At 41.5% G+C, this 21,877-nt stretch carries 17 protein-coding genes; 5 read left to right on the top strand and 12 right to left on the bottom strand.

The features are described from left to right. Window position 1 precedes the first annotated feature (1 nt). The 7 genes from nuoH to ndhC all read right to left on the bottom strand — a co-directional run bounded on the left by nuoH (window position 2) and on the right by ndhC (window position 8,667). On the bottom strand, window positions 2-1,009 hold the full coding sequence (nuoH, locus tag ACE01U_RS13410; protein WP_086208149.1) for an NADH-quinone oxidoreductase subunit NuoH: 1,008 nt from the start codon (window positions 1,007-1,009) through the stop codon (window positions 2-4). Between the two features lie 3 nt (window positions 1,010-1,012). Then, window positions 1,013-3,694: an NADH-quinone oxidoreductase subunit NuoG gene (gene nuoG, locus ACE01U_RS13405; RefSeq protein WP_395579691.1), complete on the bottom strand. Its 2,682-nt coding sequence runs from the start codon at window positions 3,692-3,694 to the stop codon at window positions 1,013-1,015. Window positions 3,695-3,705: 11 nt separating this feature from the next. Continuing rightward, complete coding sequence (gene nuoF / locus ACE01U_RS13400) at window positions 3,706-5,040, bottom strand: NADH-quinone oxidoreductase subunit NuoF (protein ID WP_119063184.1); 1,335 nt, start codon at window positions 5,038-5,040, stop codon at window positions 3,706-3,708. Further along, window positions 5,037-5,546: an NADH-quinone oxidoreductase subunit NuoE gene (gene nuoE / locus ACE01U_RS13395; RefSeq protein ID WP_004695385.1), complete on the bottom strand. Its 510-nt coding sequence runs from the start codon at window positions 5,544-5,546 to the stop codon at window positions 5,037-5,039. The genes nuoF and nuoE overlap by 4 nt, the downstream gene beginning before the upstream one ends. A 14-nt stretch (window positions 5,547-5,560) precedes the next feature. Beyond that, window positions 5,561-7,348, bottom strand: coding sequence for an NADH-quinone oxidoreductase subunit C/D (gene nuoC, locus ACE01U_RS13390; RefSeq protein ID WP_086208153.1), 1,788 nt, complete (start codon window positions 7,346-7,348; stop codon window positions 5,561-5,563). Between the two features lie 86 nt (window positions 7,349-7,434). Beyond that, window positions 7,435-8,112, bottom strand: coding sequence for a NuoB/complex I 20 kDa subunit family protein (locus ACE01U_RS13385; RefSeq protein ID WP_004695382.1), 678 nt, complete (start codon window positions 8,110-8,112; stop codon window positions 7,435-7,437). A gap of 6 nt (window positions 8,113-8,118) precedes the next feature. Beyond that, complete coding sequence (gene ndhC, locus ACE01U_RS13380) at window positions 8,119-8,667, bottom strand: NADH-quinone oxidoreductase subunit A (protein WP_086208154.1); 549 nt, start codon at window positions 8,665-8,667, stop codon at window positions 8,119-8,121. A 511-nt stretch (window positions 8,668-9,178) separates the two neighbouring features. Between ndhC and ACE01U_RS13375 the strand changes: the two genes are divergently transcribed. After that, the gene (locus ACE01U_RS13375; protein WP_086208155.1) at window positions 9,179-9,535 is read left to right on the top strand and encodes a hypothetical protein; all 357 of its coding nucleotides are present in this window, start codon (window positions 9,179-9,181) and stop codon (window positions 9,533-9,535) included. 54 nt (window positions 9,536-9,589) lie between these two features. Here the strand turns inward: ACE01U_RS13375 and bfmS are convergent, their stop codons facing one another. Beyond that, on the bottom strand, window positions 9,590-11,254 hold the full coding sequence (gene bfmS, locus ACE01U_RS13370; protein WP_291374029.1) for a sensor histidine kinase BfmS: 1,665 nt from the start codon (window positions 11,252-11,254) through the stop codon (window positions 9,590-9,592). A 36-nt stretch (window positions 11,255-11,290) separates the two neighbouring features. After that, window positions 11,291-12,007, bottom strand: coding sequence for a response regulator transcription factor BfmR (gene bfmR, locus ACE01U_RS13365; RefSeq protein ID WP_395579687.1), 717 nt, complete (start codon window positions 12,005-12,007; stop codon window positions 11,291-11,293). Window positions 12,008-12,603: 596 nt separating this feature from the next. On the opposite strand from bfmR, the gene ACE01U_RS13360 reads away from it, so the two are divergent. From ACE01U_RS13360 to ACE01U_RS13345, 4 genes are all read left to right on the top strand, one after another. Then, window positions 12,604-15,435 (top strand): ribonucleoside-diphosphate reductase subunit alpha, encoded by a 2,832-nt coding sequence (locus tag ACE01U_RS13360; protein WP_395579686.1) that lies wholly within the window; start codon window positions 12,604-12,606, stop codon window positions 15,433-15,435. Between the two features lie 399 nt (window positions 15,436-15,834). Then, complete coding sequence (locus ACE01U_RS13355) at window positions 15,835-17,118, top strand: ribonucleotide-diphosphate reductase subunit beta (protein WP_110975947.1); 1,284 nt, start codon at window positions 15,835-15,837, stop codon at window positions 17,116-17,118. An 827-nt stretch (window positions 17,119-17,945) separates the two neighbouring features. Then, entirely contained in the window at window positions 17,946-18,197 is a 252-nt protein-coding gene (locus ACE01U_RS13350) for a kynureninase (protein ID WP_234951269.1), read from the top strand. A 58-nt stretch (window positions 18,198-18,255) separates the two neighbouring features. Then, complete coding sequence (locus ACE01U_RS13345) at window positions 18,256-18,510, top strand: hypothetical protein (protein WP_234951268.1); 255 nt, start codon at window positions 18,256-18,258, stop codon at window positions 18,508-18,510. A 706-nt stretch (window positions 18,511-19,216) separates the two neighbouring features. Here the strand turns inward: ACE01U_RS13345 and ACE01U_RS13340 are convergent. From ACE01U_RS13340 to ACE01U_RS13330, 3 genes are read right to left on the bottom strand one after another with little or no spacing between them, the layout of a single operon-like run. After that, window positions 19,217-21,439: a YfjI family protein gene (locus tag ACE01U_RS13340; RefSeq protein WP_395579684.1), complete on the bottom strand. Its 2,223-nt coding sequence runs from the start codon at window positions 21,437-21,439 to the stop codon at window positions 19,217-19,219. Between the two features lie 2 nt (window positions 21,440-21,441). Continuing rightward, window positions 21,442-21,651 carry a helix-turn-helix domain-containing protein gene (locus ACE01U_RS13335; RefSeq protein ID WP_395579683.1) on the bottom strand — a complete coding sequence of 70 codons (210 nt, stop codon included), beginning with the start codon at window positions 21,649-21,651 and terminating at the stop codon, window positions 21,442-21,444. A 3-nt stretch (window positions 21,652-21,654) separates the two neighbouring features. Continuing rightward, window positions 21,655-21,870, bottom strand: coding sequence for a helix-turn-helix transcriptional regulator (locus ACE01U_RS13330; protein ID WP_395579682.1), 216 nt, complete (start codon window positions 21,868-21,870; stop codon window positions 21,655-21,657). Window positions 21,871-21,877 lie beyond the last annotated feature (7 nt).

Below are 21,877 nucleotides of genomic sequence, written 5' to 3'. Positions count from 1 at the left end.
CTTACCACAGAATCACTGCGCCAGTAACTAATAAGTTAACTAACGCTAATGGTAAGCAAATCTTCCAACCAAAGTTCATCACTTGGTCATAACGTGGACGCATAAGTGAACCACGAGCCAAGACAAACATCATCACAAAGAATGCTGTTTTGATAATGAACCAGAATACGGGTGGAACGAACGGAATGTCGATGTTAAATGGCGCTAACCAACCACCGAAGAATAGCGTGACGATCAATGCAGAGATCAGAACCACGTTGACATATTCTGCAACGAAGAACATCCCCCATTTCATACCGCCGTACTCGACGTGGTAACCTTCCGCCAATTCTTGTTCTGCTTCTGGTTGGTCAAATGGGTGACGGTGAGTAACCGCAACCCCTGCAACCACGAAGATTAAGAAACCTAAGAACTGTGGAATAACAAACCATACATCTTTTTGTGCTTCTACAATTTCACGCATGTTGAATGAGCCTGCAATCGCAACCACACCCATCAATGAAATACCCAAGAACACTTCATAAGAAATGGTTTGTGCTGCTGAACGTAGACCACCGAGCAATGCATATTTGTTGTTTGATGACCAACCACCAAACAATACGGCATAGACGGCAATACCGGCCATTGCCATAAAGAACAATAGGCCAATGCTCATGTCTGACACACCTAAGTATGGTGATACAGGAATAACCATGAACGACAGCACCGCTGTTGCCATGGCAACAGCAGGAGCTAAACGGAAAGTCAATTTGTCAGCAAACTTTGGTGTCCAGTCTTCTTTGAACATGATTTTCAGCATGTCAGCAACGATCTGGAACATCCCCCCAGGACCTACACGGTTCGGACCATAACGGTCTTGCCATAAGCCCAGTAAACGACGCTCAATAAAAGACATCAACGCAGCGATGAGTACTACAACGAGTAAAATCACAATCGCTTGAATGACTGAGTAGGCAATTGGCCAGTTCTCAGCCCAAAGCGGCGTTTGACGGATTAATTCTTGTTGCATGAATTACGCTCCTACCGCGACTGATACAGGCTCAGCAAGTGAAACCGTAGGTGCAAGACCAACTGGATAACCAATATAACCTGTAGGTAAATAATCAATCACTTGAACTGGAAGTACAATCGAAGTCTCACCTGCTTTCACAGTGATTTTTTGACCATCTTGAACATTCAAACGAGTTGCATCTTGCTCACCCACTGCAAAGACTGCTTCAGGAATACGCGACTCCATTGCAGGTGTTTTCACAGTAAATTCACCAGAAGCAAAAATGTGATGCATTGGCACTAAACGGAAGCTATCAGGGTTTGCAACCACAACCGCAGGAGCTACGAAAGTACGTGCTGGACGCTTCGCTAAACGATCGAATAAACGCACACCCGAATCACCACCTTTTAAGTGACCACCGACGTTATCTTGGAATTTGTTCCAAGCTTGCGGTGAGTTCCAACCTGCTGACCATGCAAATGGTACCAGTGGAGACGGCGTCTGGTTCCCGACATAGCCTTCCATAGAGAAGGTTAATGCAGAGTCGATATCTGTCGGTTGTTTCGGTTCATGCACGTTCAATGGTGCACGCATAGAAGTACGACCAGAGTAACGACGTGGTTCACGCGCAACTTTCAAACCATGGACACGGAAGCCCGCATCTGGAGCTACATCTTGAATCGCCTCAAGTGCAGGTACGTTTTTCGCAACTGACTCAATCACGTCATCAAGCAAGGTCCAAGAAATCGCTTTGCCCTTCACGCCAGTTTCAATGGCATGTAACCAGCGCCAAGATTCCTTGATCGCCAGTTCAGGTTTATAGTAGCTCGGGTCATACACTTGGTAGAAACGTTGTGCACGGCCTTCTTGAGAGACCACCGTACCATCACCTTCAGCAAATGACGCAGCAGAAAGTACGATATCGGCTTTCTTGACAGTTTCAGTTTCAGAATGATCTAAAACAATCACTTCTTTATCTGCAAGTGCCGCTTCAACTTGTGCCGCTGGCAAACGACGGAATAGATCATTTTCAACGATCACAACCGTGTCATAGTCTTGTGCAAACACTTGTTCTAAGCTTTGACCACCAAAGATCGCCAAGCCCATAGAGTTCACTTCAGGAACTGTCAGGGTTAAACCAGCATTTCCACCAAGGTTTTGCGCAACTTGTGCAGCAGCTTCCATGATAGATGCGTCTTGTAAACTTGTACCTGAAATGATCAGTGGTTTCTTCGCCGCTTTTAGGGTCTCTGCAATGTTCTGAGCAAAGGCTTTTGCATCATCTGCGAGACCAAGAATTGCATCACCTTTTACAGCAGCAGCAACAGCAAAACCTAAACGAGCGATGTCGTTTGGAGATGCAACCACTTCACCTGTAGCCACATCAGCTAAGCGAGTTTGCGTTGCAGCGAGGATGAAAATTGGTGATTTCGCATCTTGAGCAATACGTTGTAGCGGTTCTGCCAACCAGTCTTGGGTACGGCGTTCCGCAGCCATTTCTTTGGCTTTGTTTTTCGCCGCTTGACGAACAGACAACGCCATACGTGGCGCAGTTTGCGTTAAGTCTTCACCCAAAATGAGCACCGCATCATAGCTTTCGATTTCACGCATACCTGGGTTATATACACCTTCGGTTTGCATGATTGATGCAGCCAATTCAACTAAGTTTTGCTCTTTTTGAGACATACCTGTTGAATAGTGCTCTTGACCAACTAATTCGCGAAGTGCGAAGTTCGACTCAAGTGATGCACGTGGAGAACCAATACCTAAGACTTTTTTGCCTTGAATATTTGCAATCACCGTATCTAAAGCAGTATCTACAGAAACAGTTTCAATGTTTGTAGCATTACGGAACTGTGGTTGACGTGGACGATCTGCACGGTTCACATAGCCTGTCCCAAAACGACCTTTATCACAAAGGAAGTATTGGTTTACATCACCATTAAAACGGTTTTCGACACGACGAAGTTCGCCATAACGCTCACCCGGAGAAATGTTACAACCCGAAGAACAGCCTTGGCATACGCTTGGCGCATACTGCATATCCCACTTACGGTTATAGCGTTCTGAATGCGTTTTATCAGTAAATACACCTGTAGGACATACTTCAGTCAAGTTACCCGAAAATTCAGACTCTAAAGTACCCGACTCAGGACGACCAAAGTAAACACGTGACGCGCTTGCATATACGCCAAAGTCTGTACCGCCCGCGTAGTCTTTGTAGTAACGAACACAACGGTAACATGCGATACAACGGTTCATTTCATGAGAAATGAATGAGCCTAACTCTTGGTTGTAGTGCGTACGTTTCGTGAAACGGTAACGACGACGGTCGTGTTGAGTCATCACAGTCATATCTTGTAAATGACAGTGCCCACCTTCTTCACAGACTGGACAGTCGTGTGGGTGGTTGGTCATCAAGAACTCAACAATTGACGCGCGGAAGTCTTTCGCTTCTTTGTCTTCAATCGAGATGTAGGTATTGTCAGATGCAGGTGTCATACATGACATGACTAAACGACCACGCGTATCTTCAGGATTCGCGTATTGAGTCACGGCACATTGACGGCAAGAACCGACAGAACCTAAGGATGGATGCCAACAAAAGTACGGGATATCAATACCCAAAGACAAACATGCTTGTAGCAAGTTCTCTGAGCCATTGACTTCGTACGATTTGCCATCGACATGAATTGTAGCCATAGTCGAATTCCTTAAGCTTGTTCTACGTTGCTAGTTTGCGCAGCAGCAGCATTCACCACTTTTGCTTCAAACTCGCCACGGAAATATTTGAGTGCACCCATCAACGGTTCCATTGCACCTGGAGCATGCGCACAGAAAGTCTTACCAATCCAAAGCTTACGAGTAAGCTCTTGTAAGTGATCGATATCTTCTTTCTTACCTGTACCATCTTCCAATGCTTTCAGTGCTTTCACCGCCCACGGTAAACCATCACGACAAGGCGTACAGAAACCACATGACTCACGTGCAAAGAATTCTTCTAAGTTACGTGTCGCTGAAACCATACATTGCGTTTCGTCAACCACCATCAGCAAACACGTACCTAAACGTGAACCTGCTTTCATGATGCTCTCAGCATCCATCGGTAGATCAATATGTTCAGCAGCCAAGAAATCTGTAGATGCACCACCTGGTAACCATGCTTTCAGTTTCAAACCATCACGCATACCGCCTGCATAGTCTTCAATCACTTCACGCGCAGTTGTACCAAATGGAAGTTCCCAAAGACCTGGGAATTTCACCTTACCAGATGCACCATAAATTTTTGTGCCCGGATCTTTCGACTTGCCCGCAGATAAGCCGATATACCACTCTGGGCCACGCAGCATAATTGCAGGTAGGTTATTGTAGGTCTCTACGTTGTTGACAATGGTAGGACGACCCCAAGCACCAGCAACTTGCGGGAATGGCGGTTTGGTACGTGGGTTTGCACGACGGCCTTCAAGCGAGTTAATCAATGCAGTTTCTTCACCACAAATATAACGACCTGCGCCCGTGTGTACATAAAGCTCGAAGTTCCAACCCGTTCCAAGGATGTTATCACCCAAGTAACCTTTGGCACGAACTTGCTCAAGCGCTTCATTTAAGTAGGCAGCCGCTTCAATGTACTCGCCACGAATGAAGATATAACCATGAGTTGCTTCAAGCGTATACGCTGCAATCAACATCCCTTCAATCAATTGGTGAGGAAGTTTTTCCATCAACAAACGGTCTTTAAAGGTCCCTGGTTCCATCTCATCGGCATTACAAATCAGGTAACGTGGCCCTGAGTTGTCATTTGGCGCCATCAAAGACCATTTGATCCCAGCTGGGAAGCCCGCACCACCACGACCTTTTACGGTCGCCGCTTTAATCACTTCAAGCACATCTTTCGGTGGCATGGTGATTGCTTTTTTTAGACCCGCGTAACCTTCAAGCGCTTCGTAATCATCTGCATTTCGAACGTGCTCTTGTTTACTCAAACGCCAAGTTAATGGATGCGTTTCTGGGTTACCTTCGCCATAAATTGGTTTTGGTTCGGTATTCATACATACTTCTCCAATAACTGTTTCACTGAAGAAACTTCAACCAAACCGTGAGTGTCTTCATTCACCATCAAGGTTGGGCCTTTGTCACAGTTACCTAAGCAGCAAATCGGCAGCAAAGTAAAACGACCATCAGCAGTCGTTTGACCAAACTGAATGCCTAACTCGCGCTGAAAAGCTTCTGCTAAAGTTTCCGCACCCATCAAGAAACACGCAATCGAGTCACAAAGTAAAATGACGTTACGACCCACGGGTTGACGGTAAATACGGTTATAGAAAGTTGCAACACCTTCCAAATCAGCAACACTGATTGTCAATAACTGAGCAATGGCGTTTAGCTGCGCATCATCTACCCAGCCATTACGGCGTTGTACACACTTCAAAGCATCCAAAGATGCTGCACGTGGGTACGGATAGTGACCAATGTGATGTTCGATTTCATGGATTTCGTCCGTAGTCAAAATCCCTTCAACATTCACGCGTGGCTTTTTATCAGTCAAAATCATCATAATGCGTTTACCCCTTAGCGATCCACGTCAGCCATAACGACGTCAATTGTCGCTAAATAAATGATCAAGTCAGATACCAGACTGCCGTTAATCACAGAAGGCATTTGCTGTAAATGCGTGAAAGTTGGTGTACGAATACGAGTACGGTAACTCATCGTTGACTTATCTGAAGTCAAGTAGTAGTTCGACGCACCTTTGACCACTTCCGCCATTACAGATGCTTCACCTGCAGGCATTACAGGACCCCAAGATACGCTTAAGAAGTGCGTAATCAAGGTTTCAATGTCTTGTAAAGTCTTATCTTTCGGCGGTGGAACAGCCAATGGGTGATCTGCTTTGTATGCACCAGATGGCATGTTGTCTAAACATTGCTTCACGATTTTGAGAGATTCTTCAATTTCACGGAAGTGAACCATCACACGTGCATACGCATCGCCTTCGTACTCAAGTGGCACATCGAAGTCGTAGTTTTCATAACCGCTATAAGGACGGTATTTACGAACATCAAAATCAATACCAGTTGCACGCAAACCTGTACCAGTCACACCCCAAGCCAATGCAGATTTTGCATCATATTGAGCTACGTTACGCGTACGACCGACAAACACAGAGTTTTTAAGTGCTGCTGTGTAGTATTCATTCATACGTTTCGGCATCCAATCTAGGATTTCACGAATCAGATGCTGCCAGTTATTTGGCAAGTCATGCGCTGTACCACCGATACGGAACCATGCTGGGTGCATACGGTAACCCGTGATCGCTTCAATTGCGTCATAGATTTTTTGACGATCCGCAAACATGTAGAAGACGGGTGTCATACCGCCGGCATCTTGAATTGCAGTACCGATGAACAATAAGTGGTTATTGATACGGAATAATTCAGACATCATGACACGGATACATTGCGCACGGTCAGGTACAGTAATACCCGCCATTTGCTCCACACCCATCACATAAGGCATGTTTTGCGCACAACCGCCCAAGTAATCCACACGGTCGGTATAAGGAATGAATGAATGCCAAGTTTGACGTTCAGACATCTTTTCCACACCACGGTGGTGATAACCGATATCAGGCACACAGTCTTTCACTTCTTCACCATCCAACTGCAAGATTACACGGAAAGCACCGTGCGCAGATGGGTGGTTAGGACCTAAGTTAAGGAACATGAAGTCTTCGTCGTCATTTCCACGTTTCATACCCCAATCTTCAGGTACGAAACGAAGGTGTTCCTGTTCATAGTCCTGCTTCGCTTGGTTCTGCATATACGGTGTATATTCAGTAGCACGCGCAGAATACTCTTTACGAAGTGGATGACCTTCCCAGTATGTTGGCAACAAAATACGACGAAGCATTGGATGCCCTTCGAAATTGATCCCGAACATATCGTAAGCTTCACGCTCGTACCAGTTGGCATTTGGCCAAATATTGGTTGCCGTTGGAAGATTTACATCATTTTCATTCAACGCAACTTTGATACGAATATCACTATTTCGCTCAAGCGATAACAAGTGATAGAACACAGTAAAGTCAGACGCAGGCAAACCGTCGCGGTGTGTACGTAAACGTTCATCTACCGCAGACAAGTCAAACAACATCACGTATGGACGTGACACTGTACGCAAGAACATTAAAACTTCTTGTACGCGCGCGCGCTCAACCCAGACTGTTGGAAAGTCTTCAAAAGTCGTTTGCACATAGAAGTTCTCACCAAATTTGGTTTTGAGCTCTTCTACAATTGCAAATGCCGGGCGTGAATCAACTTGCGGTGATTCTGGCATAGCGTTTTCAGTTTCAGCCATTGGCTTGGCTTCCTATTTAATACAAATTCATTCAACCTAAACGACAATTACACCCAAGCCGGGTGCATCAAAATTTATCGTTTAAATTATTTAATTTCATCCATAGAGCGTAAGTTTTTCACTGCAATACGTTCAGCATTCTTACGGTCACGTTCTGGCATCATCTTTGGCTTATATACTGGCTTAAGATCATCACCAATCACGGCAGAAAGTGGACGGCGCTCTAGTTGAATTTGGTCTTGTAACAACATTAATGCTTGGATTAATGCTTCTGGACGTGGTGGGCAACCTGGAATATAAACATCAACTGGGATGATTTTATCCACACCTTGTACAACTGAATAAATATCGTACATACCGCCAGAGTTTGCACATGCGCCCATTGAAATAACCCACTTCGGTTCCAACATTTGTTCATATAAACGTTGAATAACTGGAGCCATTTTGACGAAACATGTACCTGCAACAATCATCAAATCCGCTTGACGAGGTGAAGCACGGATTACTTCGGCACCGAAACGCGACAAGTCATGCACGCCTGTCAAAGTCGTTGCATACTCTACGTAGCAGCAAGATGTACCAAAGTTAAACGGCCAAACTGAGTTCTTACGTCCCCAGTTCACTGCTGTATGTGCCACGTCCTCTAAACGAGTCATGAACACATTTTTATTCACTTCTTCTTCAAGCGGATCCGTTACGATTTGACGCTCTTGAAGTGGATATTGATCAGCATCCGGATTCGCACGGGTTAATGTATATTTCATCCCGAGTTACTCCTTGTCAGACGATTTAGCCGGTGATTTATCTTTCACACGACCAGATGATTGAGCTGGGATTTGACCCGTAGGATCCATAACCAACTCTTCAATTGAATTAAAGCGAGTGATTTCTGCAATGTTCATATTTGGAGAACCAACTTTAGGTTTAATCCCTGCTGCTTTACGCTTGTCTGAAGGCGACCAGTTAAGCGCACCAGTAGACAACTCATAAACCAAACCAACGAGTAAAACTAAAATAAATACTGCTGCTGTTGTAAACCCAACCCAACCCACTTCACGAACAGAGTTCGCCCATGCGTAAAGGTAAAGCGCCTCTAAGTCGAATACGACGAAGAAGATAGCAACCAAATAGAACTTTGCTGATAGGCGGATACGTGCACCACCAGCACCAACCACACCTGATTCAAATTGCTCTTGCTTGGCACGGCCCCATGACTTACCCCCAAGGAGTAATGGAACGGTCAGCATAAAGACGCAAAGAAATGTAACGCCGATCACGAAGGCAATAATTGCCCATTCGTATGGAGTAATGGCACTCATGCGGGGATAACTCCTGGCAGGCCTAATTTATTAACAAAGAATGTATGTATTGGCCTTCAAATACACCAAACACAAAATTAATCCCGCCAATTGTACCCGATTGATGACGTAAGTTGCTAGCTTATAGATATTCGTCTTTAGGATGATTTCTCGTCGTTTTTTGAGATTTTTTCTATGCAAGCCCTTTTATTTTAAAACTGATCGTTTTCTTAAATAAAACAGTACTATTCTATTATTTTTCCAAATTTTCATCTTACAGTTGGAATTCACAAACCTGTGGAAGCCCCTTAAATCATTTACACCATCTATCTACACATGGCAGACCATCTACCAAAACGAGAAAAATCAACCGAACCAACCGTTTTTTTTATTCATCAAACATAGATAAAAGCAAATTAAGTCACTCATATTTTTTGTGTTTATTTGCAAATCAAATCAATCAATAGATGCACTCAGCTTTTTCTTATGCTATTGATATAAATAACCAACAACAAAGAATAAGGAGCACCGAATGAGCCTAGAATTCACCCATAAACCTAATTATTTTTTATTTGCCCAGTTGCTTATTCGCCATGTTGAAAACTATGTCCGTAAACACCCCGATGCCAATAATGCTATTTTTGATTTACGCGACATTTATGAACTTTTTCGTCAAGACAAAGCTTCAGCTACCACCAATCTCGATGGCATTATGAATATTGTAGATGAATACAAAATTGAAACGATCAATGGTGACCAAAAGCTCATTAGCCGCTATGGCATAGATATACAAAACAATTCTCTGCTGATTGACTTTAATGCCAGTGCGCTTGAAAGCCTAAAGCAAGGCAAGCAAATTATTTCTCCTGATGCCACTATTCAAGAATAAAAAAATAATGAAAAAAAGCACCGAACTTCGGTGCTTTTTCATACCACATAAAAATTAGTTTTTGGTGTCTGTGTTTTCTTTGACATTATATTTCTTTTTAGACTTACTAAAACGATGTGCTGGCCATATCATGGTAAAACGCGCGCCCCCTAAACTTGGACTTTGATCAACCATTACACGCCCACCAAACCAGTAAGCAATACGACTCACAATTGAAAGCCCCAAACCATAACCGCCAGATGCACGAGTCCGACTATCATCTAAACGAGCAAATGCCTCAAAAACACGCTCACGCTCATCTTCGGGAATACCTGGCCCATCGTCTTCCACACAGACATAAGCCATCCCATTTTCATTTATACCACCACTCACCAACACCTGATGGTCACCATAACGTACGGCATTGCCGACTAAGTTTTGCACTACACGATGTAAGTAACGACGTTCAGCTTCAACCTGTAACGTTAAAGGTGGTGCATTTAAGTTGATTTCCTTTTGAGTCTTTAAGGCTTCAGTCTCTACCACCACCTGATCCAACACTTCAAACAAGACAATATTTTCAATATCGAGTGATGGCGTACCTTGCTCTAATTTGGCATAAGTCATAATTTCATCAATTAAAGTATTTAAGGCCTCAATATCTTTATCAATCATATCAACTTGCTGCAGGCGATATTCATAATCGTCTTCTTCCGCCAACATTTCCATCCCAAAACGGATGCGCGCAACAGGCGTACGAAGCTCATGGGATACGGCGCGCATGAGTTCACGTTGTGCTTCAATCAAACGCTGAATGTGATCGGACATGCTGTTATAACTATTCGCCAGACTCGCCATTTCGTCTTTACCATCGACAGGCAAACGTAAAGTCATATCCCCTGCTTTCATACGGTTCAAACCATAATTAACCTCTCGCAACTTACGTTGCATAGGCACTAGCAAACCATATACCCCTAAACTGAGCACAAACAAACTTAATAAGGTAATCCCTGCTGCAAGCTGAAATGGCATCCAGTTGAAAATAGGTACAGGCCCAAGCACCAACACTTTATTCGGTGAACTTGGCAAAGGAGGAGAAACAATAGAAATGGTTGTACCGCGCACGGAAGCGCTATCGCGATATAAGATCACACTATGATCTAAACGCAATCGACCAATTTGCTCAGACTCAAGCGCAAGATTTTGCACTTCTTCAATATGTACAGGATAAGAGAAATACTTTTGTATTTTCGCTAAATACTCTTCCTCTTGACCTGGGTAATAGACCAAATAATCAAGAATAAAAATCGGGAGTGCTTTCATTTGCAACTCCCCAATTTTATCTACCTTAATATAGAGTAAATGATTTGGGTCATCTTTTAGACCAAGAATCAGATACGCAACTTGCGTTTGCGCATCATAACGTACAGCGGCTTTACGCTCGCTGATCCGTTTAGTCTCTGCTCGAGTTAAATTAACTTTACTTGCAGGAATCATATTGATGGGCAGTTCAAGCAGATCAGACGCATCTGAAATCCAGTCTGCTTTTTGCTGCGCGTTGGTTTGACGAGATACACCTTCACTAATAATAAAGGAAATCCCATCTGTTAATGATTCGCGATATTCTTGCACTCGCTGATAATTAATAATTTGCACAAGCAAATACGCCATGAGAGCTACGATAGCAACCAGCACGACTAACCCTGCATAGATACGCAAGAATATACTGTGTTTGAACACTAAAAATGTCCCACTTTAACGAATCAAATAGATGACTTAGATACCATTGGTTTCTTTAACAAATAAATAGCCTTTGCTACGTACCGTTTTAATACGTTTTGGATTTTCAGGATCATCACCAATTTTTGGACGAATACGTGAAATACGTACATCAATTGAACGGTCTTGACCGTCATATTCGATACCACGTAAACGCTCAAAAATATCTTCACGCGATAAGATACGACCAGCATTTGAAGCAAGTAACCACAATAAATCATATTCAGCACTGGTGAAGTCAACCAATTCACCATTTAAAGTCACTGAGCGACCACCGTTGTCGATCACCAGATCATCAAATTCAATGCGCTGCGCAACGTCATCTTCTGGCGCCTTGTCGGTACGACGTAATAATGCACGGATACGTGCAAGTAAAACGCGTGGCTGAACTGGTTTTGCCACATAGTCATCTGCACCCATTTCCAGACCAAGCACTTGATCCATATCTTCTGTACGTGCAGTCAACATCAAAATCGGTTGATGGTAATGTGGACGAACTTCACGACAAATCGTTAAGCCATCAGCACCTGGAAGCATGACATCTAGCACCACCATATCGGGTTGTTCTGCAATAATACGGCGAATGGCACGGTTACCATCGGGCTCTACCCCAACCTCAAGACCATTACGAATCAGGTATTCTTGAGTTAAGCGAGCTAGACGCTCATCGTCTTCTACGATTAAAATTTTTGGTAACTTTTCTTCTTGGCTCATGGAGTGCCCCTTTATTTTGACGACTTAACGTATCCTTTAAAATCCAAGGGATACGCTCTGATATAGTTTGCAATATACACACGTTTACATTGTAAACAAGATCTTGTTCACCAAACTGATACATCAAAGTAGCATTTTGTTATACATTTTTTTAAGCACAAAATAAGCACTTTCTCGCGTTTGCTCTATATCCAACCAAAGCAAAGAAACGTTTCTTTACAAATTGATGTTTTTTCACGCCAAACCACTGCTTTCAACCGTTTATTTCTACTCCACACATCTCTTTTTCACTTATCCACAATGTTATCTATAAGTACTTAAACCGAGCTTTGTTATGCTATCGCCTTGTCTAATAAGGCTTAATACAAGAATCATAAAAAAGGGATTTTTTTAGCGACCATTTCAATACAAGAGCAATCGAAATTTTTAATAAAATGTCAATATTGATCTACCCCGAATTTTCCCGTATCTTGTGTTCAATTAATTTTTAAACCACTAGGTCTTGTGTTTAAACCTCAAACACTGTGGCATAAAAATTGCCCAGTTCAAATGGTCCATAGACATAAAAATAGATGACAAAATGGAGCTATGCTAGCATGAGCGTATCAAATTCAACCCCTGGTCAAATTCAGGTGATTAAACGCACTGGAGATGTTGCCAGCTTTGACGCAGAAAAAATCTCTGTTGCTATTGGTAAAGCATTTTTAGCTGTTGAGGGTCAACAAAGTGCTGACTCAAGCCGCATCCACGATCGTATTTCACAACTTACCGAGATGGTATTAAATACATTTACGCGTCGCTTACCTTCTGGCGGTACAATCCACATCGAAGAAATCCAAGACCAAGTTGAACTTGCGCTAATGCGTACAGGTGAACAGAAAGTTGCTCGTGCGTATGTCATCTACCGCGATCAACGTGCTGATGCACGTAAACAAGCCGGTGAAAACCATCACCCAACACTACAAATCACTGACGCCAATGGTCAGCTTCAACCGCTTGACATGCGTAAGCTTGAAGCAACAGTGACTAAAGCAGCTGAAGGTCTAGAAGGCATCAATGTTCAAGCGATCATTGATGAAACCATCAAAAACCTCTACAACGGAGTAAAAGCATCAGACATCGCAACAACGATGATGATGGCAACCCGTACACGTATCGAACAAGAACCAAACTATACCTACGTAACGGCTCGCTTACTGCGTGATGAATTGGTTGCAACAGGTTTAACTTTCCTTGGCTTGTCTGAAGACACTGTTGAAGGTGATGCTTTAGAAACCTTCCTGAAGAAAGGTATTGCATTAGACCTGCTTTCACCAGAGCTACTTAACTTTGATCTTGCTAAATTGGCGGCAGCGATTCAACCAGAACGTTCAAACCAATTTACTTACTTAGGTTTACAGACTTTATTTGACCGTTACTTCATCCACTCAGATGGCGTACGTTTCGAATTGCCACAATTATTCTTCATGCGCGTTTCGATGGGTCTTTCACTCAACGAAGCAAATCGTGAAGAACGTGCAATCGAGTTCTACAACCTATTGTCGAGCTTCGATTACATGGCATCTACGCCTACCCTATTTAACTCAGGTACGCTACGTCCACAGTTGTCTAGCTGTTACTTGACTACGATTGATGATGACCTATATGACATTTATGGCGCTATGCGTGATAACGCAATGTTGTCTAAATGGGCAGGCGGTCTAGGTAATGACTGGACGCCAGTTCGTGCCTTGAACTCATATATCAAAGGGACAAATGGTAAGTCACAAGGTGTCGTTCCATTCCTTAAAGTGGCGAACGATACTGCTGTTGCGGTAAACCAAGGTGGTAAGCGTAAAGGTGCAGTCTGTGCATATCTTGAAACTTGGCACTTAGACATCGAAGAGTTCCTAGAGCTACGTAAAAACACCGGTGATGACCGTCGCCGTACGCATGACATGAACACAGCAAACTGGGTTCCTGACTTATTTATGCAACGTGTTTTTGAAGATGCAGAATGGACACTGTTCACGCCGTCTGAAACACCAGACCTACACGACTTAACAGGTGCAGAATTCGCTGAGCGTTATGCACACTATGAAGCAATTGCAAAAGAAACAAACATGTTGCACAAGAAAATCCGTGCAAAAGATTTGTGGCGCAAAATGCTGTCGATGTTGTTTGAAACTGGTCACCCGTGGATCACATTCAAAGACGTATGTAACTTACGTTCACCACAACAACACGTTGGTGTAGTTCACTCTTCTAACTTGTGTACAGAAATCACATTAAACACAAGCAAAGATGAAATCGCGGTATGTAACTTAGGTTCGATCAACCTTGTACAACACGTTCAAGGTGGTGTGTTAGACCGTGAAAAGCTTGCACGTACAGTAAAAACAGCGGTTCGTATGCTCGATAATGTAATCGACATTAACTACTATGCAGTTCCTCAAGCGAAAAACTCAAACTTGAAACACCGCCCAGTGGGTATGGGTATCATGGGCTTCCAAGATGCGCTATATGAAATGCAACTGGCTTATGGTTCTGATGCCGCAGTAGACTTTGCTGATGAGTCGATGGAAGTGATCAGCTACTATGCGATCCAAACATCAAGCGATCTCGCACTTGAGCGTGGCACTTACGAAACATTTAAAGGTTCACTATGGGATCAAGGGATTCTACCAATTGACTCACTTGACCTTGTTGCAAAATCACGCCCTGAGCGTATGTTTGAAGTTGACCGTACTCAACGTTTGGACTGGGACACTTTACGTGCCAAAGTTCAAAAAGATGGTATGCGTAACTCAAACGTGATGGCCATTGCACCGACTGCAACCATCTCAAACATTTGTGGTGTTTCTCAGTCGATTGAACCAACATTCCAAAACTTATATGTAAAATCTAACCTGTCAGGTGAGTTCACTGTGATCAACCCGTACCTCGTACGTGCGTTGAAAGACCGTGGTCTGTGGGATTCTGTGATGGTCAATGACCTGAAACACTTCGAGGGTTCAGTTCAGAAAATTTCGCGTATTCCTGAAGAGCTTAAAGCGATCTTCGCGACTGCGTTTGAAGTTGAGCCACGCTGGATTGTGGATGCTGCATCACGTCGTCAAAAATGGATTGACCAAGCACAATCTCTGAACCTTTACATCTCTGGTGCAAACGGTAAGAAACTTGACTTGACCTATAAAATGGCTTGGTTACGCGGTTTAAAAACGACGTATTACCTCCGTGCTTTAGGTGCAACATCTGCTGAAAAATCAACTATTAACACGGGTGCATTGAATGCAGTAAAACCTGCAACTGTAACGGCAGCGCCTGTTGCAGCAGTTGCTCAGGAAGTTAAACCAGAAGTGGTTGCTGAGGATGAAGGCTTCGGTCAAGCAGCTCCAGTGCCAATGGCATGTTCAATTGACAATCCAGACTGTGAGGCTTGTCAGTAATAACCTCCCCTAACCCCTCCTAAAAGGAGGGGAATTACACCAAACTTATTGAGGTGTAAAGTCCCTCTTTCATAAAGAGGGATTTAGGGAGATTAAAAAGTTAAAGATACCCAAGGAAATTACCATGCTCCATATGACACATAACTACATGTTAGGTCTTACAGCCTTGGTGCTTTCCTTTGTGGTTTTGTTTTACATGCCAATCGCCTATTTTTGGGTGAAAGTCAATCAAGCTAAAAAGCGAAAGCAAAATAAGTCATGAGAATCATGCTCTAGACATCATTTTAGAGTAACGATTGGCAAAACTTAATTTTGCTTTCACAAATTAAGCGTATAGTAGGACATCTCAGCTTTGCTGGATGTCAATAAAAGATATAAAGCAACGTAGAGAGAATTGATATGTCTATCCTAAGTTGGGACGATTTCGAAAATGATTCGCAAAAACCGGCTGCACCTGAACACAAGTCTGCGCCCGTCGAACCGCAAAAAGCGGCTAATCCGCAGATGGTATCTACTGCAGAGCAACCACAGAAGAATGTGGCAACTACACAATCCGCTTCAGCCCCTCGAAGCGGATCAACAAATCCAGCCGATCCGTTGGCAAGAGCATCTCACGCCTTAGAAAGCTTAGATGTTGCTCCAGGTCTAGAAGAACTAGAAATGGGTGCGCAACGTGTACAAGTTGACGACAAGGCGATGATTAACTGTCGTGCTGACCTCAACCAACTTGTACCGTTCAAATATGAATGGGCTTGGCAAAAATATCTAGATGGTTGCGCAAACCACTGGATGCCACAAGAAGTAAACATGAACCATGACATCGCGCTTTGGAAGTCTGAAAATGGCTTAACTGAAGACGAACGCACGATTGTTATGCGCTCACTTGGTTTCTTCTCTACTGCCGACTCATTGGTTGCTAACAACTTGGTTCTCGCGATTTACCGTCATATTACCAACCCTGAATGCCGCCAGTACATTTTGCGTCAAGCGTTTGAAGAAGCAATTCACACACATGCTTACCAATACTGTATCGAATCTTTGGGGATGGATGAAGGTGAAGTCTTCAACATGTACCGCGAAGTACCAAGTGTTGCACGTAAAGCAGCTTGGGGCCTCAAATATACTCAGTCTTTAAGCGACCCTTCGTTCAAAACAGGCACACCTGAAAACGATCAGATTTTGCTTCGTAACTTGATCGCATTCTACTGCGTACTGGAAGGAATTTTCTTCTACTGTGGCTTCAGCCAAATCTTGTCAATGGGCCGTCGTAATAAGATGAATGGTGTTGCTGAGCAATTCCAATACATCTTACGTGATGAGTCGATGCACTTGAATTTTGGTATAGATATGATTAACCAAATCAAGATTGAAAATCCTCACCTCTGGACAGCCGAATTCCAAGAAGAAATCATTCAAATGATTCTTGAAGGCACGATGCTTGAAATTGAATACGCACGTGACACGATGCCACGCGGTGTATTGGGTATGAATGCAGCAATGATGGAAGAATACTTAAAATTCATTTGTAACCGTCGTTTAGCGCAGCTTGGTTTACCAGAGCAGTTCGCTGGTGTAAACAATCCATTCCAGTGGATGTCTGAAATGATGGACTTACGTAAAGAGAAGAACTTCTTCGAAACACGTGTAACGGATTACCAAACGGGGGGAGCTTTGAGCTGGTAAAATAAAACAGCTATTAAAGTTTTCTTAAAAAAATAGAGCCTCTTGGCTCTATTTTTTTAAGTATAAAATCCAATGCTTATCTTTTAATAAACATTTCTAATATCAAGTACCCCATTTAGATTTTTCTGCATAAAGCTCAACCAATAACACAGATAGAATTTCATCATTCAATATAAATAGATTTTAAAATACCGCCCAACTCAACTCTAAATAAACTTGTAATAATCAAGTTTTAACAAGGCCACCAAAATAGACTTTCCTTTTGGAGGAATTTCACAAAAAGAACAATGGTTTTCTTGTGAGCCCTTAAACTATCAAATAAAAGTTTAAGAGTATTAAATAAGTCTTGAAATAAATACTATATTTTGAAAGAACTTAGGTAGCAAAAGCATTGAATTTTACATTTTAGAAATTGGTTCCATTAAAAAATAAAACATTTTTATGAATTCTGAATTCCTTTTGGCAACATTAAACATTCAGCCAATAAAAAAGCCCTTAAACATTGAGTTTAAAGGCTTTTTTAGATTCCGACGGATTACTTCGGAAAGAATTTTGGTGGGGTGGCGACAATTGAACAAAGATATTAAACAATTGTTTTTAAATTATTTTTTAAATATAAAAAATCAAGGGATACACACAGGGATACAAGTTAATCTTTGCTATGTACTTTAAAATAAATTTATTCATGCTCTGACATCAGAGTACATATATCGTATTTATCCGAATATTTAAATTTATTCTCTGCTCTAACTTCACATGATTAAAAGTTTGCTCTAACATTTAATTAAATAATTCTAGAAATTTATACTTCATTAAAGGAATTGATAATGAAATTAAAATTATTATTTGTTAGTTCTATATTTCTTTTGGGGTGTTCTGACCCTAATAGCAAAGCAGTATATGGTGAAAGTGGCTTGCCGAAAAATTGTAGAGCCCTAGTCCAAGCAAATATAGATAGATATAACGAACTCGATAAATCAGTTGAGAACTATGAAGAAGCTGTCAAAGAGATTGATGGGTTATTTGACTCGCTTTCCCGCAACTGTGGAGCAAATGGACATGCATGGGGTGAGAGCTAAGCAAAATGGAAATTGTTAATTTTTATAAAAGAAACTAAATATTTGCTAGAGGAAGTATATGACTATAATAGGTTGGATTATTTTTGGAGCTTTGGCTCTTTATTTTTCAAATGCACATGACAAAAAAATGAATGAAAATTTCACGAATTTTCTTATAAGATTTGATCAACTTGATGCAAAAATTCAATCGCTTGAATTTGATAATGACACTAAGGACGAAACTATCAAAGATTTATATGAAATGATTGACTCTTTAAAAGACAGAATTTATGAACTTGAAAAACCATATCGAGAAAGCTTTTTTGATGATTAAAAGTGGAATAATTAAGACTATTTTTAAAAGCTCTAATACAAAATTTTTACATTGATTGTTCTTACAAAATTTAACATTTTGTATGGAGTTTGGATATTCATGTTCGTAACGCTCCGAAAACTCTTTTTTATGGACTCCGAAAATAAGAAACAGATAAGGTTTTTCTGACATCCAACATGTGTATAAATTCCTTTTTTAAATACTCCGAAAATTACTATAGGGTATGGTTACGGTAAGGTTTTATCGGTATCTAGAGATAGCCGAAAACTCCCAATACCGAAAGATTTTGTTGGAATCCATAAAGCGTCATAAATCCGTTTTTAAGGGCGTTTTTATAAAGTGAAAGTGTTTTCTTTTTTGGACTCGAAAGCTCAATGTATCTCTAAGATTTTTATGACATCAGCACTATTTTTTCAGTCTCTAAAAGAATGAAGTGAATTTATGAACACGTTAGGAGCAAGATTTTCGGCTATCAATAAGCCAATTAACGCACCATTTTGTGTATATGCACTTTTCCGCCATACCCTACCACCTCCCTTGAATAGCTTATATGCGTGATTTAAAGCCTTTTATGGCACTTTTTCATTTACTGATTAAAAACATAGGGAACTAAATTATTAACCACAAGAATTTCTAAAATTACTTTTCCATAAACACGAGGTGACAAAACCGACAAAACTATTAAGTAATGTCAGTTTTGGCAGTGCTACTTGAGGGAAATGTAAACTTTAGGATTAATCAAATAGCGTTTACTGGGTCGCCCACCTTTTACAGTTGATTCAATTTCTTGCTCATTCAGCCAACCATAATCGACTAATAATTCAAGGGTATCATTTACGGCATTTAGCTCGGTTAAACCTTTCCAACCTTTACGATGTACCTCCCTTGCACTAAATCCATCCACACGCCATGAGTCTGATTGATTCAGCCTTTCCAACTTCTTGGCTAATGCACTCGCTTTAAACGTAGCTGAATGTAAAACCATGCCATAGATGCGCCGTGCATGACTTTCCAAGTAATCACACCATTTAATCGCCATTTCTACACAATTAAGACTTACACCGCCAACACTCACACCTAATTGCACAGAATCTATAAGATGGAAAATTAAAGCCAAAGCGGGCATCAGTTTTCCAAACTTCGATAAATGCTCTTGAATGATTGTATGTTCTTCATTGGGTATCGTTTGGCTATTTAACTTTGTTGACCATGTTTTATAGGTTTGCTGTGCTTCTGTGGTGAAACGAAAATAAGGTCTAGCATTAAAATCATCACTTGGCTTTGCACCTAATTTCGTTAGCTCATATTCATTCAATCCATCAAGCTGTTTAAATAGGTTAAATACTGCTTCTTTAGCATCTTTATCGCTCTTAATATCTGCATATTGCCATTCGGCTAAATCGGGATAAATGAGTAATTGAAAACGCTGTAACAAGCCGTCATTGCCCATACCATGAATGGTCTTTTCTAAATAGCTCATGAGTTTGTCAGGCTGTATCCCACCTAAAACAGAAAGGCAGTGGTTTTGAATGTATCCTGAGCCTCGTGTAATACGGTCAAATTGATATGAACCTGTGCCGTTCCATCCCTCAAGATAGAATGCTCGTCCTGTATCAGTATCATTTTGATCTAATGAACTGAGTAAGCCGATAAGTTCATCACGGATGACCAATATTCCATTTGGGTTACTTCGTTCTAAATCTGCCAATGCTTCGGGTGAACTATCATTTGTGAAATAGCGTTTTAAAACAGGTTTCTTATTCACCTCTGTTTGCATTTCTGCAATATCTTGAGCAAATTTTAATTTCTCTTGTTCGTTTGTCGCTTTATCTAGTTTTCGAGCAAGGTCTTTTTCGGTAGATCTAAAAACAATAGCTTTGGCTATATTTTCCTTTTGCTCAGATTCAAATTGCTCTTTTGCCTGTAAAACAAGTCGGTCTAAATGTCGTGTCCCTGCACTAATTGCGGGTGATTTTTTACTACTGGGTGGCGCAATAATTCCCCCCCATAAGTTAGGCACGATTGCATAATCATCTAACTGTTTAGGCTTAATTGCGACTCTTGCGCCAATCAATGCGCCTAGTGAAGTAAGTAGGCACACGGCGACTAAATCAAAAGTCATGTTATCCGCTCGTTTGGCTTCATCTGCACAATATTTATAAACCTCAAGCGGAAGCATATCTTCTGTGATTTTCTTTACAGGCAATAATTCAGATTTTATTTGTTTGGGTTCTTTCCAAGCTTCCTGAAATACAGGTAATTCTTGTATTGCATTATCAATAAACGACTGCACCTCATGCGCCATTTCATATTGGGATATTTCCATAAAATTTCCATCATTTCGATATTGGTCTATAAGCTGTACTTTTTTGCTTTGCTCAATTTCACGTAATAAATCTTTATTTTGTGGTCGAGTTGGTAGGTATAGCTGTCTATAGCCTGCATTCCACAATTGATTTATGACTGCTTCAATGTTGTTTACATCAACCTGTTTTAAAGTCAGATTCTTTGTTCTGCATAAATCAGGAAGCACAACCAATACAGTGCTGTAATGTGTTTGAGCAAGTTTGAAAAATGCGCCTAGCTCATAACAAATAACGACTGGTTTATCTTTTCTAAGTTCGCCGTAATAAGCAAAGCCATGAGCGGAACCATCAGGCAATATTTGAATTTTTTGTTCATGTTGCAAGACAACGCATTGAATCAGTTTCAATTGCCCATTGTAGATAGGCAGTATCATCGGGCTTTTGTATTTCATACCATCTATATCAATGACTGTATTATCAATATAGATGGGTTGTTGAGGGCTACCGTTTGATTCAATGACAGGGTGACGCATAAATGCGCCGTCCTGTGGATTAAGTCTTATACAATTTGCTAAAATATCTTTAGGCTGTTCCAAGCTAGGGCTTTCATGAGTAACGGTCATGTTTAGCCCCCTATAAGCTCATATCGAGCATGTGTGCCTATCCCTGAATCATTATCCTCGTCATGGGTTTTAATGTTGTAACCTACACAACGTAATTCAAAAATTACTGCACTGAGTCGATAGCAATTACATAGTGCAATCGCTTCTCGCTGGGTGATGGTTTTACCTTGTTGCAAATGTTGAAGAATATTCGCTTTATGAGTGATGCGCATAAATTAAACCTCCTCTGCTATAAGGCTTAACTTTTGCTTTTCGTGCCATGCCATAAGTTCGGCATAATCGAAGAACACTGCACTTTGCTTACTTTCACCCATTTTGATTGCTTTGGGAAAAGTTTCATCTGTGCGCTGTAAATGTCGGAGCTTTTCACGGCTGATATCTAAAAGTTCACAAGTTTTTTTGAACTGTAGTCGTAATGGTGTAATAGTCATAAAAATG

This window comes from Acinetobacter halobius (assembly GCF_044130335.1).
Lineage (GTDB): Bacteria > Pseudomonadota > Gammaproteobacteria > Pseudomonadales > Moraxellaceae > Acinetobacter.
Note: the sequence above shows the minus strand (reverse complement) of the source record. Positions and strands in the feature narration are given on the sequence as shown.

What these genes read in the sequence shown, in the direction of transcription:
- nuoH (WP_086208149.1), bottom strand. Translation starts at nt 1,009, where the DNA reads ATGCAACAAGAATTAATCCGTCAAACGCCGCTTTGGGCTGAGAACTGG.
- nuoG (WP_395579691.1), bottom strand. Translation starts at nt 3,694, where the DNA reads ATGGCTACAATTCATGTCGATGGCAAATCGTACGAAGTCAATGGCTCA.
- nuoF (WP_119063184.1), bottom strand. Translation starts at nt 5,040, where the DNA reads ATGAATACCGAACCAAAACCAATTTATGGCGAAGGTAACCCAGAAACG.
- nuoE (WP_004695385.1), bottom strand. Translation starts at nt 5,546, where the DNA reads ATGATGATTTTGACTGATAAAAAGCCACGCGTGAATGTTGAAGGGATT.
- nuoC (WP_086208153.1), bottom strand. Translation starts at nt 7,348, where the DNA reads ATGGCTGAAACTGAAAACGCTATGCCAGAATCACCGCAAGTTGATTCA.
- ACE01U_RS13385 (WP_004695382.1), bottom strand. Translation starts at nt 8,112, where the DNA reads ATGAAATATACATTAACCCGTGCGAATCCGGATGCTGATCAATATCCA.
- ndhC (WP_086208154.1), bottom strand. Translation starts at nt 8,667, where the DNA reads ATGAGTGCCATTACTCCATACGAATGGGCAATTATTGCCTTCGTGATC.
- ACE01U_RS13375 (WP_086208155.1), top strand. Translation starts at nt 9,179, where the DNA reads ATGAGCCTAGAATTCACCCATAAACCTAATTATTTTTTATTTGCCCAG.
- bfmR (WP_395579687.1), bottom strand. Translation starts at nt 12,007, where the DNA reads ATGAGCCAAGAAGAAAAGTTACCAAAAATTTTAATCGTAGAAGACGAT.
- ACE01U_RS13360 (WP_395579686.1), top strand. Translation starts at nt 12,604, where the DNA reads ATGAGCGTATCAAATTCAACCCCTGGTCAAATTCAGGTGATTAAACGC.
- ACE01U_RS13355 (WP_110975947.1), top strand. Translation starts at nt 15,835, where the DNA reads ATGTCTATCCTAAGTTGGGACGATTTCGAAAATGATTCGCAAAAACCG.
- ACE01U_RS13350 (WP_234951269.1), top strand. Translation starts at nt 17,946, where the DNA reads ATGAAATTAAAATTATTATTTGTTAGTTCTATATTTCTTTTGGGGTGT.
- ACE01U_RS13345 (WP_234951268.1), top strand. Translation starts at nt 18,256, where the DNA reads ATGACTATAATAGGTTGGATTATTTTTGGAGCTTTGGCTCTTTATTTT.
- ACE01U_RS13340 (WP_395579684.1), bottom strand. Translation starts at nt 21,439, where the DNA reads ATGACCGTTACTCATGAAAGCCCTAGCTTGGAACAGCCTAAAGATATT.
- ACE01U_RS13335 (WP_395579683.1), bottom strand. Translation starts at nt 21,651, where the DNA reads ATGCGCATCACTCATAAAGCGAATATTCTTCAACATTTGCAACAAGGT.
- ACE01U_RS13330 (WP_395579682.1), bottom strand. Translation starts at nt 21,870, where the DNA reads ATGACTATTACACCATTACGACTACAGTTCAAAAAAACTTGTGAACTT.